A 15967-nucleotide genomic window follows, 5' to 3' on the forward strand; every position below is an offset into this window, starting at 1 on the left:
AGTCGCGCCCGGCCGGTCCCGGAGTCGCACCGCCCGCACCACCCCCTCGACGCCTGACACTCTGCAGCGGACGGGCGGCGGAACCTGGCAGCGTGCGGGTGGTTCCGGCGGGGGGTGCGGCGTAGCGTCCGGGGAGATCACCGAGCGAAGGCAGGTTCCCGTGGACCGCAACGGCGAAGCGTCCCCGGCCGTCAACGGCGGCGTCTCCTTCTGGTACGCGAAGGGCGGGCTGCCGGAGCCCCGGCCCGCGCTGCCGGGCGACGCCGACGCGGACGTCTGCATCGTCGGGGGCGGCTACACCGGCCTCTGGACGGCGTACTACCTGAAGAAGGCCGACCCCGGGCTGCGCGTCACGGTGCTGGAGCAGCGGTTCTGCGGCTACGGCGCGTCCGGGCGCAACGGCGGGTGGCTGTACAACGGCTTCGCCGGCCGGTCCGCCTTCGCGCGCCGGTACGGGCCGGAGCGTGCCGCCGCGATGCAGCGGGAGATGGACCGCTCGGTCGGCGAGGTGGCCGACACGGCCGCCGCGGAGGGCATCGAGGCGGACGTCGTGCGCGGCGGCGTCCTGGAGGTCGCCCGGACGCCGGCCCAGCTGGCCCGGCTGCAGGCCTTCGCCGAGGCCGAGGCCGCCTACGGCGCCGACCGCGTCCACCTGCTCTCGGCGGCCGAGACCGCCGACCGGGTCCGTGTCGCGGGCGCGCTCGGCGGCACCTGGAGCCCGTACGGCGCGCGGATCCAGCCGGCCGGGCTGGCGCGCGGACTGGCCCGGGTGGTGGCCGGGCTCGGGGTCCGGATCCACGAGCGGACCGCCGTCGCCGAGATCCACCCGGCCGGGCCGGGCGGCCGCGCCCGGGCCGTCACCCCGCACGGCACGGTCACCGCCGACGTGGTGCTGCGCGCCACCGAGGGCTTCACCGCCGCGCTGCACGGGGAGCGGCGCACCTGGCTGCCGATGAACTCGGCGATGATCGCCACCGAGCCGTTGCCGGCCTCGTTCTGGGCCTCGGCCGGCTGGGCGGGCCGCGAGGTCCTGGGCGACTTCGCGCACGCCTACATGTACGCGCAGCGCACCGCCGACGACCGGATCGCCCTCGGCGGGCGCGGTGTCCCGTACCGCTTCGGCTCGCGCACCGACGCGGACGGCACCACCCAGCCGGCCACCGTCCGTCAGCTCCGCGCGATCCTCGACAGCTTCTTCCCCGGTGCCGCCGGGGCCCGGATCGACCACGCGTGGGCGGGTGTCCTCGGGGTGCCCCGGGACTGGTGCGCCACGGTGGAGCTCGACCGCCGCACCGGCCTCGGCTGGGCCGGCGGCTATGTGGGCAGCGGCGTCACCACGGCGAACCTGGCCGGCCGCACCCTGCGCGACCTGGTGCTCGGCCGCGACACCGCGTTGACCGGGCTGCCCTGGGTCGGCCACACCGTGCGCCGCTGGGAGCCGGAGCCGTTCCGCTGGCTGGGCGTTCACGCGCTGTACGCCGCGTACCACGGCGCCGACCGGCAGGAGGCCACGGGGCGTGGCACCACCTCGCCGCTCGCCCGCCTGGCCGACGCGGTCGCCGGGCGGAACTGAGCCTGCGGGGGAGGGCGTGCCGGCCGTTCGGGAGTGACCGGCCCTCCGGACCGGCCGGTGCCTGCGCGCGCCGGCGCGTCCGGTCCGCCCTCGTCGGGCCACCGCCACGGGCCGCCGAACACCTGACCGGTCGTCACGCGGAGTGACCGGCGGCGGAGGCGCGCGGTGCGCATTCGGCTGATGCGGCAGATTTTATGCACCGCCAAACTACTCCAATGGTGGGCAGTTTTCCGTCGGCCATCGCAAACCTGTCGCGCGCTGCCCCGGCTGGGATAGCGTCCTTTCCGCCGGGGGTGCGCGAACCGTGGCCGAACCGCCCTGGTGGATTCGAACGCATACGACCATGCCGTATCTGATTCGGGAGATAACCGTGCGCAATTGCCTTTCGGAAATCCGGTCGGGTGCCGTTGACGAGCTGCGGCTCGCGGTGGACTCGCTCGCGTCGTTCCCGGCCCGCGGCGGGGCCGACGGCGCCGACGTCGCCGTGCCCGAGCGTCTGGCCGCCGTGGCCGAGCTGTGCCGGGCGGTCGACGGGGTGCTCGACAGCCTGGTGGTGCAGGCCGCCGCCGAGGCCGCCGAGGAGGGCTGGACCGCCGCCCGGATGGCGTCCGAACACGCCGTCTACTACGCCCGGTTGCAGCGGGCGCTGCTGCCCGCCGGCGTCGGCGGCCAGGGCGACGCCGGGCTGAAGAAGCGGTGAGCGCGGCGCCCCCCAACACGCACGTCCTGTCCTGCCCGACCCGGTGGAGCGACGTCGACGAGAACGGGCACATCAACAACGCCCGGCTGGTCTCCTACGTCCAGGAGGGCATCTACGACCTGTTCTGTCACCACCGGACCGCCGTGCAGGAATCCCTTTTCCCGTCCGGATTCCTGATCGCACGGCACGAGATCGATTACCTTGAGCAGTTGCACCACCACCCCGACCCATTGCTGGTGCGGCTCACCGTGGAGCGGCTCGGGAGGAGTTCCGCGCATGTCGTGGTGAATGTCTGCCGCGATCCCCGCACATATATGCGGGCGCGCACCGTGGTGGTCGCCCGGGACCGCGAATCCGGCCGTTCCCGCAAACTCAGCCCGAACGAGCGGCGGTTTCTCTCGGCATTCCTGCCGGGCGAGCGCCCGGCCGACTCGCGGCCCACGGCGGAGACCTCCGCCGTCCCGCCGCAGTGGCTGCCGGTGAAGGCCGCGCGCGTCGGTGGCCCGGCCGTTCCGGCGGTCGCGGCGCACCGCCGGCGCCGCCGCTGCCGCGCCTCGTCCCGCTGACCGCGCCGACGGGCCGGTCCGGCCGACCGGCCCCCTGAAGGACCGCACGTGAGCAACGGCGCTCGGGTGCGGACCCGGAGCGGCACGGCCTGCCCTGGTCACGGACCACGGGGCGGGCCCCGCCCTCCCCGCCCCGGCTGCGCCCCCCGCAGGCGCAGCCGGGCACCGGTCAGAGCTGCTCGTCGTCGACCGCCCCGGGGGCCAGTGCGGGAGCCGGGAAGACGTGCCGGGCCTCGCCGCCGGACCGCCAGATGCCGATCGCGAGCACGGCCGCCGACTCCAGCAGGCCGGCCCGCGCGAGCCCGCCGCAAGGCAGCGGCGTACAGCCCATCGAGGAGACGAGCCCGGTCACGAGAGCAGCGGCCGCCGGGTCGTCCGTGCAGAACGGGACGGCGAGCGGTGCTCCGCAGAAGGACGGGCGGTCGAGCGTCCAGATGCTCTCGTGGCAGATGCCGAAGACCTTGGCCACCCGAGCCCCGGGCGCCGCCGCGGCGAGCTGGGCCGCGACGGAGTCGGGGCCGCCCGCCGTGGTCACCACGGGCCCGTCCGGGCCCGGAGCCATCGGGACCGTGCAGTCCAGCAGGGTCCGTCCGGCGAGCTCGGCGGCCAGTTCGCCGACCACCCGGCGTGCCGCGTCGGCCGGCACCGCGACCAGGACGGCCTCGCCGGACTCCGCCGCATCCGCCGGCGTGCCGTTGCGCGTGCCGCCGCCGGCGGCCGCCGCCGCCCGGGACGCGGCCCCGGGGTCGCGGCCGCCCACCAGGACGTCGTGCCCGGCCCGTGCCCAGGCCCCGCCGAGGGCGGTGGCCATCGCCCCCGAACCGATAACGCCGATCCGCATCGTCTGCTCCTCCTCACGTCATCGACGGCGAACTGCCGTGCCCAGGACGGTAGGCGGGCCGAAGCACACCGCCCGGTAGGCATCGGCGGGGGCAGGATGTCCCCGTGGAGGAGAGCGATGTGACGGGCGGGGACGTGTTCGTGGCCGATTGCCGGGCCCGGATCGGGTTCGAGGTGCTCGCCAACCGCTGGGACAGCGTGGTCGTGTACGTCCTCGGGGAGCGCGGCCCGATGCGGCCGCGGGCGATGCTGGCCCGGATCGGCGGGATCAGCCCGAAGGTGCTCAACGAGGCGCTGCGGCGGCTGGAGTACAACGGTCTGGTCGAGCGCCACCGGTACGCCGAGGCCCCGCCCCGGGTCGACTACGCGCTCACCGAGGCGGGCACGGCCCTCCTCGGGCCGATCCGCGCGGTCGGCGCCTGGGCCGTCGCCCACGGCGACGCCGTCCTCGCGGCCCGGGAGGCCCTCGACCGGGGGTAGGACGGCGCCGGGGGCACCGGGAGGCGGTCCGCCGGACGTGATCAGCGGCCGCCCGGGTGTCCCGGCACCACGGCCGGGGTACCCGGGCAACCTCACGGCCTCAGCCGGCCGCCGGCGTCAGGCGCAGCGTGACCAGCTCGAACGGCCGCAGCGCCAGCGACACGCCGTCACCGTCCGCCGCCACCTCGCCGCGGGTGCCGTCCCAGGGGCGCTCCAGCAGGTCGCAGGGCACCGCCGCGGCGAGCGGGAAGGAGGTGGCGAGCCGGCCCCGGACGCGGCCGCCGTGGGCCTCGTAGACGCGGACGACCAGGTCTCCGCTGCCGTCGTCGGCCAGCTTGACCGCGCTGACCACCAAGGCGTCGTGGTCCGGCTCCACCAGCGGCCGGACCGTCTCCGCCGAGCCGGTCACCCGCCGCTCGGGCAGGCTGATCCGGTAGCCCTCGCGGACCGCGTCGGCGATGCCGGCGCCCGGCACCAGGGCGTGCCGGAACCGGTGCAGGCCCTGGTCGGTGCGCGGGTCGGGGAAGCGCGGTGCGCGCAGCAGCGAGAACCGGACCGTCGTGGTGGTGCCGCCGTCGGTGTCGCGCACCGTGCGGGTGACGTCGTGGCCGTAGGTGGAGGCGGTGACCAGGGCCACGCCCCAGCCGGGTTCCTCCAGGTGGACGAAGCGGTGGTTGCAGGCCTCGAACTTGGCCGCCTCCCAGCTGGTGTTGGTGTGCGTCGGCCGGTGGAGGTGGCCGAACTGGGTCTCGGCGGCGTAGCGCTCGGTGTGCAGGTCGAGCGGGAAGGCCGCCTTGAGGAACTTCTCGGTCTCGTGCCAGTCGACCTCGGTGTCGATGTCCAGCCGCCGGTCGCCCGCTCGCAGGGTCAGCATCTGCACCGCGGTGGACGAGCCGAAGGAGCGGGCCACCCGGACCGTGACGGCCTGGTCCGACTCGTGGACCACCGCGACCTCGTCCGCCTCGGTGAGGTCGGTGACGGTGTTGCGGTAGAACTGGTCCACGTCCCAGGCGTCCCACATGTTGGGGAAGTCCGGGTGCAGCTGGAGCAGGTTGGCGCAGGTACCGGGGGCGACGGCCTCCCGGCCGTTCGCGGTGTCCACCACCGACGGCACCAGGCCGTCGGCGTCCACGGTGACCGAGAGCAGGCCGTTGGCGAGCACGAACCCGCCCCCGGGCCGGGCCGTCACCGTGCAGCCGGAGGCGGGGACGGCGACCGTCGGCGCCGTGGCCCCGCCGGCCGGCACCGAGGAACGGGCGTGCGGCGCCGCGTTGAAGACCAGCTCGCGCCCGCCCGCCGCTTCCCCGGCCAGTGCCCGCTGGGCCCGGGTGATCAGGGCCTCCAGCTCCGCGGCCAGCCCCGCGTAGGTGGCCTCCGCCTCGCGGTGCACCCAGGCGATGGACGAGCCGGGCAGGATGTCGTGGAACTGGTGCAGCAGCACGGTCTTCCAGATCCGGTCCAACTCCTGGTACGGGTAGGGCAGCCCGGTGCGCAGTGCGGCGGTGGCGGACCACAGTTCGGCCTCCCGCAGCAGGTTCTCGCTGCGCCGGTTGCCCTGCTTGGTCCTGGCCTGGCTGGTCAGGGTGGCCCGGTGCAGCTCCAGGTAGAGCTCGCCGACCCAGACCGGCGGGTGCGCGTACTCGGCTTCGGCCTTCTCGAAGAAGGCGGCCGGGCGCTCCCAACGCACGGTGGCCGAGCCCTCCAGGTCCCGCAGCCGGGACGCCTTGGCGACCATCTCGCGGGTGGTGCCGCCGCCGCCGTCGCCCCAGCCGGTCGGGGCGATCGAGTGCCGGGCCGCGCCCTTGTCCTTGAAGTTCCGGGCGGCGTGGGCGATCTCGCTGCCCTTCATGGAACAGTTGTAGGTGTCGACGGGCGGGAAGTGGGTGAAGATCCGCGTCCCGTCGATGCCCTCCCAGAGGAACGTGTGGTGCGGGAACCTGTTGACCTGGCTCCACGAGATCTTCTGGGTCAGCAGCCACTTGGAACCCGCGTTGCGGATGATCTGCGGCAGGCCGCCGGTGAAGCCGAAGGTGTCGGGCAGCCACGCCTCCTGGTTCTCGATCCCGAACTCCTCCAGGAAGAACCTCTTGCCGTGGACGAACTGACGGGCCATCGCCTCGGAGGAGGGCATGTTGGTGTCGGACTCCACCCACATGCCGCCGGCCGGCACGAACCGGCCCTCGGCGACGGCCTTCTTGACCCGCGCGTACACCTCGGGGCGGTGCTCCTTGATCCAGGCGTACTGCTGCGCCTGGGACATGGTGTAGACGAAGTCGGGCTCGTCCTCCAGCAGCGCGGTCATGTTGGCGGTGGTCCGGGCGACCTTGCGGACGGTCTCGCGCAGCGGCCAGAGCCAGGCGGAGTCGATGTGGGCGTGGCCGACCGCACTGATCCGGTGCGCCGACGGCGCGGCCGGTGCGGCCAGTACCCCGGCCAGCTGCGAACGGGCGGATGCGGCCGTGCCGTTGACGTCCTGGAGGTCGATCGCGTCGAGTGCCCGCTCGACTGCGCGCAGCACCTCCCAGCGGCGGGCGCCGTCGGCCGGCAGCTCGGCCATGAGCTCGCCGAGCACCTCCAGGTCCATGACGAGCTGCCACACCGTCCCGTCGAAGACCGCGAGGTCCATCCGCTCCAGCCGGTACTGCGGCTCGCTCCCGGCGGTCTCCCGGTCGCCCAGCTCGGTCGGCAGGAAGGGGTGGTAGTCGAGGATGACCGGATTGGAGGCGGCCTCGACGTGCAGCAGCACCTGCTCCCCGCCGGCCGCCGGGGCGGCGATCCGAACCCACTGGTTTCGCGGGTTGAGGCCCTTCACCGGGGTGCCGTCGGGCCGGTAGACCAGGCCCTCGCACTGGAAACCGGGCATGTTGGCGTCGAAGCCGAGGTCGATCAGCGCCTCCACGGTCCGCCCGGCCCACGCCTCGGGCACGGTGCCGGCGACGGTGAGCCAACTGGTGCCCCACGGTGCGCCCCAGGCGTCGCCGACGGCGATCGGGGTGCGCGGCGCGGCCAGGCCCTCGGCGACCGGCACGGGCTCGCCGGGCGCGGTCCAGATCGAGACCTCCAGCGGGACGGACTCGGGGTACACGGCCGGGCGGATGCGCTCGTCCAGGACGCGCTTGAGGCGGGATTCGACCAGGCTGCGGTCATCGTGCATGTCAGCGGGCTCCGTTGCGTTACCGAAGGGGTGGATCACAGGGAGGGTCGGACGTCGTCAGCGTACGTCGTCGGGGTGGACGGTCTCGGTGATGCCGCGGGCGGCCAGGTGGGCGTGGTCGTCGGCGCGTTCGGCCAGGACGGCGGTGGGGCGGGCGCCGTCCGCGGCGAGGCGCATGAACGCCTCGAAGACGGGCCCGCCGGGCCCGCAGACCGACCGCTTCGGCGCGGTGACCGCGTCTCCGGTGGCGACCACCACGGCGGTGGCCCGCGGCCGCGGCGGGCGCTGCTCGCCCCGCGCGGCGCGGACCGCCTCGGCGAGCCGGGCGCCGGCCGGCTTGACCCGGCGGTCGGTGGTGAGCAGGCCGAGGCCGTACTCCAGCTCGGGGAAGTCGGCCAGCGAGCGGTCCACGTCGTGCGAGCACCACCAGGTGACGCCCCAGAGGTCCGGGCAGTCCAGGACGGCCGCGAGCGTGTCGCCGGTGAACCGGGCGGCGTCCTCGGCGGGGATGTGCGGAGCCGGGGCGCCGACCTCCTGGAGCCAGACCGGGCGGTGCGGGTCGTCCGCCCAGGCCTTGGAGAGTTCGACCAGGTAGGCGGCGTGCTGCGCGGTGGCGGTGGAACGGGCTCCGTAGCGCTGCGCGGTGCCGTTGAACACCCAGGAGTGCACGGCGGTCGCGGCGCCGATCCGGGCCGAGTGCCAGGGCGTGAACGGGTGCTCGTCCAGGTACCAGGCGGCGTCGTAGGAGGCGTGCAGGTGGAGCCGGCCGGGCGCGCCCCGCTCGCAGGCGTCGACCATCCGCCGCAGCCAGGCGTCGACCTGCTCGGGCGTGGCCCGGTCCGGATCGGGGTGCGGCTCGCCGGAGAACTGGTTGACCTCGTTGCCGACCGTCATGCCGAGGAAGTTGCCGCGGCCGTGCAGCGCCTCGGCGAGGGTGTACAGGTAGGCGGCCTGGCCGGCCACGACGTCGGGGTCGGTGAACATGTTCCGCCGGTGCCAGGTCCTCGTCCACGAAGGCTGGAAGTCGAAGCTGGACAGGTGGCCCTGGAGGCCGTCGACGGCGACGTCCAGCCCGCGCTCGCCGGCCGCGTCCACCAGGGCGGCGAGCTGTTCGACGGCGCGCGGGCGGATCAGCGTGCGGTTGGGCTGGAACACCGGCCAGAGCGGGAAGACCCGGACGTGGTCCAGGCCGAGCCCGGCGATCGAGTCGAGGTCGGCGCGGACGGTGTCGAGGTCGAAGTCGAGCCAGTGGTGGAACCACCCGGCGGTCGGGGTGTAGTTGACGCCGAAGCGCGGGGCGGCGGCGGCCGGGCGGGCGGGGGCGGCGGTCATGCGGCGGTGGCCTCCTCGGTCGGTGCGGCCGTCGCGGTCGCGGCGGCGGGGCGGTCGGGTCCGGCGGTCGTCACCCCTTGACGGCCCCCTCCTCCACGCCCTTGAAGAAGAAGCGCTGACAGACGGCGAACACCAGCACGATCGGCAGGAAGGCGATCATGGTGCCGGCCGCGATCAGCCGCGGATTGGCGGAGAAGGTGCCGTTGAGGTACTGGAGACCGACGGTGAGCGTGTACTTCTGCGGGTCGTTGAGCACGATCAGCGGCCAGAGGAAGTCGTCCCAGGCGCCGATGAAGGTGAAGATGACGATCACGCTGAGCATGCCGCGCACGTTCGGCAGGCCGACGTGCCAGAGCCGCTGCCAGACGTTGGCGCCGTCCACCAGGGCGGCCTGGTCGAGCTCGGGCGGGACGGCCGCGAAGGCGGTGCGCATCAGCAGCACGTTGAGCATCGCGAGCGCGCCGGGCAGCGCGACGCCGACCAGCGAGTCGGCCAGGCCGAGGCTGCGCACCGTCACGTACTGGGAGACGATGGTGGCCTCGCCGGGCAGGATCAGGGTGGCCAGGAAGAGACCGAAGACCAACCGGGCGCCGCGGAACCGCAGTTTGGCGAGCGCGTAGCCGGCCAGCGTACAGCCGACCACGTTGCCGAGGATCGCGATCGCGGCCACGACCAGCGAGTTGGCGGCGTAGGTCCACACCGGGATGGTGTCGGCGACCTTCGTGTAGTTGGCGAGGGTCGGGCTCTCCGGGAGGAAGTGCGGGGTCGCGGTGTAGACGTCCTCGTCCGCGCTCTTCAGCGAGGTGGAGAGCTGCCAGAGGAAGGGGCCGATCACCAGGAGCAGGACGGCGAGCAGGAGCAGGTAGCGCAGCGCGGTCCGGGCGGGGGTGGCGGAGCCGAAGGTCCGGGACCGGCGGCGCGGCGGCGCGCTGGCCCGGTCGGTCGCGGTGGTCCGGGGCGGGGCGGTGGTCGGGGTCACGGGTCAGCCCGCCTTCCGGTTCAGACGCGTCAGCAGCAGCATCGGACCGAGGGTGAGGAAGAACAGCAGCAGGCTCAGCGCGGAGGCGTAGCCGAGGTGGCCGGTGAAGCCGCGGCTGTACATCTGGATCAGCATCACCACCGACATGTCCCGGCCGCCGGGGCCGCCGGTGCCGTTGGAGAGCACGTACAGCTCGGAGAAGACGCGCAGCGAGGAGACCGAGATCAGCACCGAGACCAGCACCATGGTGGGCCGCACCCCGGGCAGGGTGACGTGCCAGAACCGGCGGACGGCGCCCGCACCGTCCACGGCGGCGGCCTCGTGCAGGTCACGGCCGACGTTGGCCAGGGCGGAGAGGTAGATCACCATGTAGTAGCCGAGCCCCTTCCAGGTGGTCAGGGCGATGGCGCTGAGCAGCAGCAGCCAGCGGTCGGTGAGGAAGGAGACTGGGGAGTCGGTGAGGCCGCTCTGCCGGAGCACCCCGTTGACCAGGCCGCGGTCGTCCAGTGCCCAGCCCCAGATCAGCGCGACCACCACGGCGGAGGCGACGACCGGGGTGTAGAAGGCGGTGCGGAAGAAGGCGATGCCGGGGAGCCTGCGCTGGACCAGCAGGGCCAGCAGCAGCGGCAGCAGTGTCAGCAGGGGCAGGCAGACCAGCAGGTAGACGACGGAGTTGAGGAGGGCGTCGGCCAGTTGGTCGTCGTCGAGGATCCGCCGGTAGTTGGCCAGGCCGGTGAACTGCCCGCCGCCCAGGGGCTTGGCGCTGGTGAACGAGAGGATCACCGTGTTGACGGCCGGCCAGAGGTTGAAGACGGCCAGCCAGAGGAGCGCGGGCCCGGCCAGCAGCCAGGGGGTGAACCATCGCCGGTGGGTCATACCGTGCCTTCCTGGGGGCGGTGCGGGTCGTTCCCGGTGGGCGGCGCCCCCCCGGGGGGCGGGGGTGCCGCCGCGCCACCGGGTACGGGCGGCCGGTGCCGTCAGCCCTTGAGCAACTGGTTGCAGCGCTCGACGGCGGTGTCCAGGGCCTGCTTCGAGCTGGTGTCGCCGCTGATCGCCAGGGCGATCTGCTGCTTGATGACGGTGTTCATCGCGTCGTCGACCTGGACCGGCTGGAGGATCTTCGCCCTGGCCAGCGAGGTGAACGCGACCACCTTGGCGTCGCCGGCGTTGCTGCCGTCGCTCTTGCTGAAGAAGGGGTCGTTCGCGGACGCCTTGGTGGACGGGAAGATGCTGGTCAGGTGGGCGAACCCGGCCTGGTTCTCCGGGCTGGTGACCCAGCGGGCCAGGGCCACCGCGGCGGCCGGGTTCTTGCTGCTCTTCGGCACGGACAGGCCCTGCACGTAGAGCGGGGGGGTGCCCATCGCGGGGGAGGGGACGATCTTCGGGGCGAGGGTGGGGTTGTCGGTGCCGACACTGGTGATGAAGTTGGCGCCGCCGGTCGTCCAGGCCGCCGTACCGGCGTTGAAGAGCTTGGAGTTGCCGGCGTAGGTGTCGGTCAGGACGTCCTTCGGCAGCAGGCCCTCCTTGAACGCCGCACGGTACTTGTCCAGCAGCGCGACGGCCTCGGGGGTGTTGAAGGTGAAGGACCCGCCGTCGTCGGCCATCACCTTGACCCCGGCGTCGACGAGGTCGCCGAGGCCGGGTTTGCGACTCATCAGGTAGGTGTCGCCGCCGGCCTTCTCCTTGAACACCCGGGCCTGGGCGATCAGCTCGTCCAGGGTGGTGGGGAGCTTCTTCGGGTCCAGGCCGTTCTTGGCCAGCAGGTCCGCGTTCCAGTAGTTGACGTCGGTGTTCAGGTACCAGGGGTAGCCGAAGGTGCCGTCCTGGCCGGTGAAGCGGTAGGCGTCGACGCCGCCGGCCACGTACTCGTCGGCGAGCTTCGGGTCGGCCTTGGCGACGTCCAGCAGGAGGTTCTTCCTGGCCAGCGGGAGGGCGAAGTCCGGCGGGAGGTTGACCACGTCCGGGAGGGTGCCGGCGGCGGCCTGGCTGAGCACCTTGTCCGAGTAGCCCTCGCCGGGTTGGTCCAGCCACTCGACATCGACGCCCGGGTACTTCTGCTTGAAGCCGTCGATCACGCCCTGGACGTAGTCGGTGAACTTCGGCTTCAGCGCCCAGGTCTGCAGCGAGACCTTGCCCTTGACCTCGCCGGTGGCGGCCGCGCTCGCCACGGTGTCGTCGCTCTTGGTGTCGGAGCTCAGTCCGCAGCCGGTGAGTGCGGTGGCGGTGATGGCCGCCGTCGTCAGTGCCGCCCAGATTCTTCGCATGAGGGTCTCCCGGTCCAGGTGGGTGGGTGGGGGATGGTGCGCGTTCCGGAACTCGTGGGTGCCGCTGGGGTGCCGTCGTGGGTACTGCCGTCGGTGTCGGTGTCGCGGTCGGTCGCCGTGGGGTCGTGCCGGGGTCGATCCGTCGGGTTTCGCCGTGCGTCGGGACGTGGGATCCGCGCTGGGGGACGCGGTGGGTTCCGCCGGGCCTTCGCAACCTGGTGTACTAAACCGGTCTAGCTATGGCAGGGACTATGCTCCGGCCTAAACTTGGCTGTCAAGAGAGGAGTCGGGTTCTGTGGGCAGACCGACCATCGCCGACATCGCGCGCCGGGCCGGGGTCTCCAAGGGTGCGGTGTCCTTCGCGCTCAACGGACGCCCCGGGGTGAGCGAGGCGACCAGGGCCCGGATCCTGCGGGTCGCCGACGAGATGAACTGGCGGCCGCACAGTGCCGCCCGCGCCCTCGGCGGCGCCCGGGCCGACGCCGTCGGCCTGGTGATCGCCCGCCCCGCCCGCACCATCGGCGTCGAGCCGTTCTTCAGCCAGCTGCTCTCGGGCCTGCAGGCGGTGCTCTCCGCGCACTCCGTCGCGCTGCACCTGATGGTCGTCGAGGACACCGCCGCCGAGATCGAGGTCTACCGGAACTGGGCCTCCGAGCACCGGGTGGACGGCTTCATCGTCGTCGACCTGCAGGTCCGCGACCCGCGGCCGGAGGTGCTGGAGGAGCTCGCCCTGCCCGCCGTCGTCCTCGGCGGCCCCGGCCGGGGCGGGGGCCCGCTGCGGATCTGGGCCGACGACCGGGAGGCGATGCTCTCGATCGTCGACTACCTGGCGGCGATCGGTCACCGCCGGATCGCCCACCTGGCCGGCCTGCCGCACTTCCAGCACACCCAGCGGCGGATCCGCGCGCTGCGCGACGCCTCCCGCCGGCTCGGCCTGGAGGAGGCGGTCTCGGTGCCGACCGACTTCAGCGACGCCGAGGGCGCCGCCGCCACCCGGACGCTGCTCTCCCGCCCCCGACGGCCCACCGCGATCGTCTACGACAGCGACGTGATGGCCGTGGCCGGGCTCGGGGTGGCCGGGGAGATGGGCGTCGCGGTGCCGGGCGAGCTCTCCATCGTGTCGTTCGACGACTCGGTGCTCGCCCGGATCGTCCACCCGCCGCTGACCGCGCTCAGCCGGGACACCTTCGCGCTGGGCGAGCAGGTGGCCCGCAGCCTGCTGGCGGTGGTCGACCAGACCGGCCCCGCGCGCGACCTGCAGATGCCCACGCCGCGGCTGACCGTGCGCGAGTCCACCTCCCCGCCGGCCGCCGGCTCATCCGTCCGGGCGACCGTTGCGCCGACCGTTGACAGCGGGTCTGAACCGGTTTAGCCTCGCAGCGCCGAGCGGGCCCCGCCGTGCCCCCCGCCCCGCCGGATCCGTGCGCCGGCACCGCAACAGCACCGCGCAACAGCACCGCGTTCCAGAGCACCGGGTTGCCGAGCGCCGTCCGGCACTCGCAGACCTGCCCCGCGCCCACCCCTCCGACGCCCCTGCACCCGTACAGCGCCACGCCGCATGCACCCGGGCCGCGCCGCACCGCGCCGGCCCGCCCCCACCCTCCTCCGCTCGATCGGAGCCACGCATGTCACGACGCCTCCCGCTGTTGCTGAGCGCCGCCCTCGGGGCCGCCGTCCTGGGCGCCGCCCCGGCCGCCCACGCGCAACCCCCGGCCGCCCCCGCCCCTCGGGCGGCCACGACAGCCCCCGGAACCCAGCCCTACGCCTCGTACTGGTACCCGAACACCATCCTGGGCTGGGACCCGGCCACCGACCCCGACGCGCGCTTCAACCGCTCCCGCGTCCCGCTCCAGCCCCGCACCAGCGACCCGGCCCTCAAGGCCAACCCCGACGCCCGCGCGGGCGAGGGGAAGGTGGCCTCCCTGGTCTCCTTCGGGCCGACCTCCAACAACCCCTCCCAGGGCTCCGCCGATGCCGACTACTACGCCTTCGGCTACTGGCAGTACGTCGACAAGCTGGTCTTCTGGGGCGGCTCGGCCGGCGAGGGCCTGATCCTCGCCCCCAACCCGACCGTCATCGACGCCGCCCACCGCAACGGCGTCAAGGTCTACGGCACCGTCTTCTTCCCGCCCGCCGCCTACGGCGGCCAGCTCCAGTGGGTCCGCGACTTCGTCCAGAAGTCCGGCAGCCGCTACCCCGTCGCCGACAAGCTCGTCCAGGCGGCCCGGTACTACGGCTTCGACGGCTGGTTCATCAACCAGGAGACCGGCGGCGGCGATTCGTCCCTCGCCGCCGAGCTGCGCAACCTGATGCAGTACACCAAGGCGCAGAACGGCACCGAGTTCATGTGGTACGACGCCATGACCGAGTCCGGCTCGGTGAGTTGGCAGAACGCGCTGACCTCCGCCAACGACTCCTTCCTGCAGGACGGCACCAAGCGGACCGCCGACTCGATGTTCCTGAACTTCAACTGGAGCGCCGGCGGCCTCGACTCCTCCCGCAGCCTGGCCCGCGGCCTCGGCCGCAGCGAGTACGAGCTCTACTCCGGCATCGACACCGAGGCCAACGGCTACAACACCGGCGTGGACTGGAACGCGCTCTTCCCCGCCGGCAAACCGCACACCACCTCGGTCGGCCTCTACCGCCCCGAGTGGACGTGGAAGTCCGCCGCCGACCGCGCCGACTTCTACGCCAAGGACGCCCGCTACTGGGTCGGAGCCAACAACGACCCCTCCGACACCACGACGTCCTCCGCCTGGAAGGGCCTGTCGACCTACGTCGCCGAGTCCTCGCCGATCACCGCCAAGCCCTTCGTCACCAACTTCTCCACCGGGCAGGGCGACTTCCACAACGCGGCCGGCACCAGGGTCGCCACCGGGGGCTGGAACAACCTCTCGCTCCAGGACGTCCCGCCCACCTACCGCTGGCTGGTCAGCTCCACCGGCAGCAGGCTCACCCCGTCCGTCGACTTCACCGACGCCTACGAGGGGGGATCCTCGCTGCGCCTCAGCGGCAGACTGGACGCCGTCAACACGATCCGGCTCTACCAGACCAGGCTGCCGGTGGCCGCCGACTCCAGGCTCTCGGTGGTGCTCAAGACCCCTGCCGCCGGGCCGACCTCGCTCAAGGCCGCGATCTCCTTCACCGATGCGCCGACCTCCTTCACCACCCTCGACCTGGGCGCCAACTCCGGGACGGGGTGGGAGCGGCACACCCTCGACCTCTCCGCCTACGCGGGCCGGACCATCGCCCAGATCGGCCTGCAGGCCGAGGGATCGAATCCCGCCTACGACCTGCGGGTCGGCCAGCTCGCCGTCTACGACGGTGCCGTGGACGCCCCCGCCGCCCCGAGCGGCCTCACCGTGCTCGGCGCGAGCGACGTGGTGGCGGGCAGCAGCCAGTCGCTTCGGCTCTCCTGGACGGCCTCGGCGGGCGGTGCCCCCGTCCACCACTACGAGGTGTACCGCCGCAACGCGGACGGCTCCCGGACGTACCTCGGGGCCACGCCCTCCGACGCGTACTTCGTGAACCGGCTGGACCGGGCGGGTGGCGAGAGCAGCACGACGGTCGAGGTCGAGGCGGTCTCCACCGAGTACGGCCGCTCCGCCGCGGCCGCCGCCACGGTCTCCTGGAGCGCCACCCCGCCCACCGCCACCAACCTGGCGCTCGGCCGACCGGCCACCGCGTCCGGCCGGTGCAACGCCGACGAGACGGCCGCCAAGGCGGTCAACGGCAGCGTGAACGGCGGCAACGGTGACAAGTGGTGCACCCTGACGTCGAGCAAGTGGCTGGAGGTCGACCTGGGTTCGGCCCGGACGCTGTCCAAGTTCGTGGTCAAGCACGCCTCGGCGGGCGGGGAGAGCTCCTCCTACAACACCCGCGACTTCACCGTCCAGGTCCGCTCGGCGAGCACCGACCCGTGGACCACCGTCGCGACCGTGACCGGCAACACCGCCGGTACCACCACCCACCCGGTGAACACCGGCGCCCGCTACGTGCGCCTGGTCGTCACCAGGCCCACCCAGACCGCCGACCCCGCCGCCCGCATCTACGAGTTCGAGGCCTGGGGCGCGTAGCCC

Annotated in this window: 12 protein-coding genes; 6 read left to right on the plus strand and 6 right to left on the minus strand. The window is 73.4% G+C overall.

Annotation, left to right across the window (positions count from 1 at the left end; genetic code table 11):
- Positions 1-160: 160 nt before the first annotated feature.
- The 3 genes from ACF9IK_RS31165 (at position 161) to ACF9IK_RS31175 (ending at position 2839) form a co-directional block, all read left to right on the plus strand.
- Positions 161-1573 carry an NAD(P)/FAD-dependent oxidoreductase gene (locus tag ACF9IK_RS31165; RefSeq protein ID WP_395297404.1) on the plus strand — a complete coding sequence of 471 codons (1413 nt, stop codon included), beginning with the start codon at positions 161-163 and terminating at the stop codon, positions 1571-1573.
- A gap of 370 nt (positions 1574-1943) precedes the next feature.
- Complete coding sequence (locus ACF9IK_RS31170) at positions 1944-2273, plus strand: hypothetical protein (protein WP_395297405.1); 330 nt, start codon at positions 1944-1946, stop codon at positions 2271-2273.
- Positions 2270-2839: an acyl-CoA thioesterase gene (locus tag ACF9IK_RS31175; RefSeq protein WP_395297406.1), complete on the plus strand. Its 570-nt coding sequence runs from the start codon at positions 2270-2272 to the stop codon at positions 2837-2839. Before ACF9IK_RS31170 ends, ACF9IK_RS31175 begins: the two co-directional genes overlap by 4 nt.
- 169 nt (positions 2840-3008) lie before the next feature.
- Here the strand turns inward: ACF9IK_RS31175 and ACF9IK_RS31180 are convergent, their stop codons facing one another.
- Positions 3009-3680, minus strand: coding sequence for an NADPH-dependent F420 reductase (locus ACF9IK_RS31180; protein WP_395297407.1), 672 nt, complete (start codon positions 3678-3680; stop codon positions 3009-3011).
- Positions 3681-3784: 104 nt separating this feature from the next.
- Here ACF9IK_RS31180 and ACF9IK_RS31185 point away from each other — a divergent pair, with 104 nt between their 5' ends.
- Positions 3785-4159, plus strand: coding sequence for a winged helix-turn-helix transcriptional regulator (locus ACF9IK_RS31185; protein ID WP_395297408.1), 375 nt, complete (start codon positions 3785-3787; stop codon positions 4157-4159).
- 100 nt (positions 4160-4259) lie between these two features.
- Here the strand turns inward: ACF9IK_RS31185 and ACF9IK_RS31190 are convergent, their stop codons facing one another.
- The 5 genes from ACF9IK_RS31190 to ACF9IK_RS31210 form a co-directional block, all read right to left on the minus strand.
- Positions 4260-7313 (minus strand): alpha-mannosidase, encoded by a 3054-nt coding sequence (locus ACF9IK_RS31190; RefSeq protein WP_395297409.1) that lies wholly within the window; start codon positions 7311-7313, stop codon positions 4260-4262.
- 57 nt (positions 7314-7370) lie between these two features.
- Positions 7371-8645 (minus strand): glycoside hydrolase 5 family protein, encoded by a 1275-nt coding sequence (locus ACF9IK_RS31195; protein WP_395297410.1) that lies wholly within the window; start codon positions 8643-8645, stop codon positions 7371-7373.
- Positions 8646-8715: 70 nt separating this feature from the next.
- The gene (locus ACF9IK_RS31200; protein WP_395297411.1) at positions 8716-9624 is read right to left on the minus strand and encodes a carbohydrate ABC transporter permease; all 909 of its coding nucleotides are present in this window, start codon (positions 9622-9624) and stop codon (positions 8716-8718) included.
- Positions 9625-9627: 3 nt separating this feature from the next.
- Positions 9628-10500 carry a carbohydrate ABC transporter permease gene (locus ACF9IK_RS31205; protein ID WP_395297412.1) on the minus strand — a complete coding sequence of 291 codons (873 nt, stop codon included), beginning with the start codon at positions 10498-10500 and terminating at the stop codon, positions 9628-9630.
- Positions 10501-10601: 101 nt separating this feature from the next.
- Entirely contained in the window at positions 10602-11888 is a 1287-nt protein-coding gene (locus ACF9IK_RS31210; protein WP_395297413.1) for an ABC transporter substrate-binding protein, read from the minus strand.
- Between the two features lie 295 nt (positions 11889-12183).
- Between ACF9IK_RS31210 and ACF9IK_RS31215 the strand changes: the two genes are divergently transcribed.
- Together ACF9IK_RS31215 and ACF9IK_RS31220 are read left to right on the plus strand one after the other, a co-directional pair.
- Positions 12184-13260 carry a LacI family DNA-binding transcriptional regulator gene (locus ACF9IK_RS31215; RefSeq protein WP_395297414.1) on the plus strand — a complete coding sequence of 359 codons (1077 nt, stop codon included), beginning with the start codon at positions 12184-12186 and terminating at the stop codon, positions 13258-13260.
- Positions 13261-13513: 253 nt separating this feature from the next.
- A complete protein-coding gene (locus tag ACF9IK_RS31220) occupies positions 13514-15964 on the plus strand; it encodes an endo-beta-N-acetylglucosaminidase (RefSeq protein ID WP_395297415.1) in 2451 nt (816 codons plus the stop codon).
- Positions 15965-15967 lie beyond the last annotated feature (3 nt).

The sequence above is a fragment of the Kitasatospora hibisci genome, from assembly GCF_043950205.1.
Classification (GTDB): Bacteria; Actinomycetota; Actinomycetes; order Streptomycetales; family Streptomycetaceae; genus Kitasatospora; species Kitasatospora hibisci.

Excerpts from the sequence above, each read along its gene's own strand:
- ACF9IK_RS31190 (WP_395297409.1), bottom strand. The coding sequence starts at position 7,313 with ATGCACGATGACCGCAGCCTGGTCGAATCCCGCCTCAAGCGCGTCCTG.
- ACF9IK_RS31205 (WP_395297412.1), bottom strand. The coding sequence starts at position 10,500 with ATGACCCACCGGCGATGGTTCACCCCCTGGCTGCTGGCCGGGCCCGCG.
- ACF9IK_RS31195 (WP_395297410.1), bottom strand. The coding sequence starts at position 8,645 with ATGACCGCCGCCCCCGCCCGCCCGGCCGCCGCCGCCCCGCGCTTCGGC.
- ACF9IK_RS31180 (WP_395297407.1), bottom strand. The coding sequence starts at position 3,680 with ATGCGGATCGGCGTTATCGGTTCGGGGGCGATGGCCACCGCCCTCGGC.
- ACF9IK_RS31220 (WP_395297415.1), top strand. The coding sequence starts at position 13,514 with ATGTCACGACGCCTCCCGCTGTTGCTGAGCGCCGCCCTCGGGGCCGCC.
- ACF9IK_RS31210 (WP_395297413.1), bottom strand. The coding sequence starts at position 11,888 with ATGCGAAGAATCTGGGCGGCACTGACGACGGCGGCCATCACCGCCACC.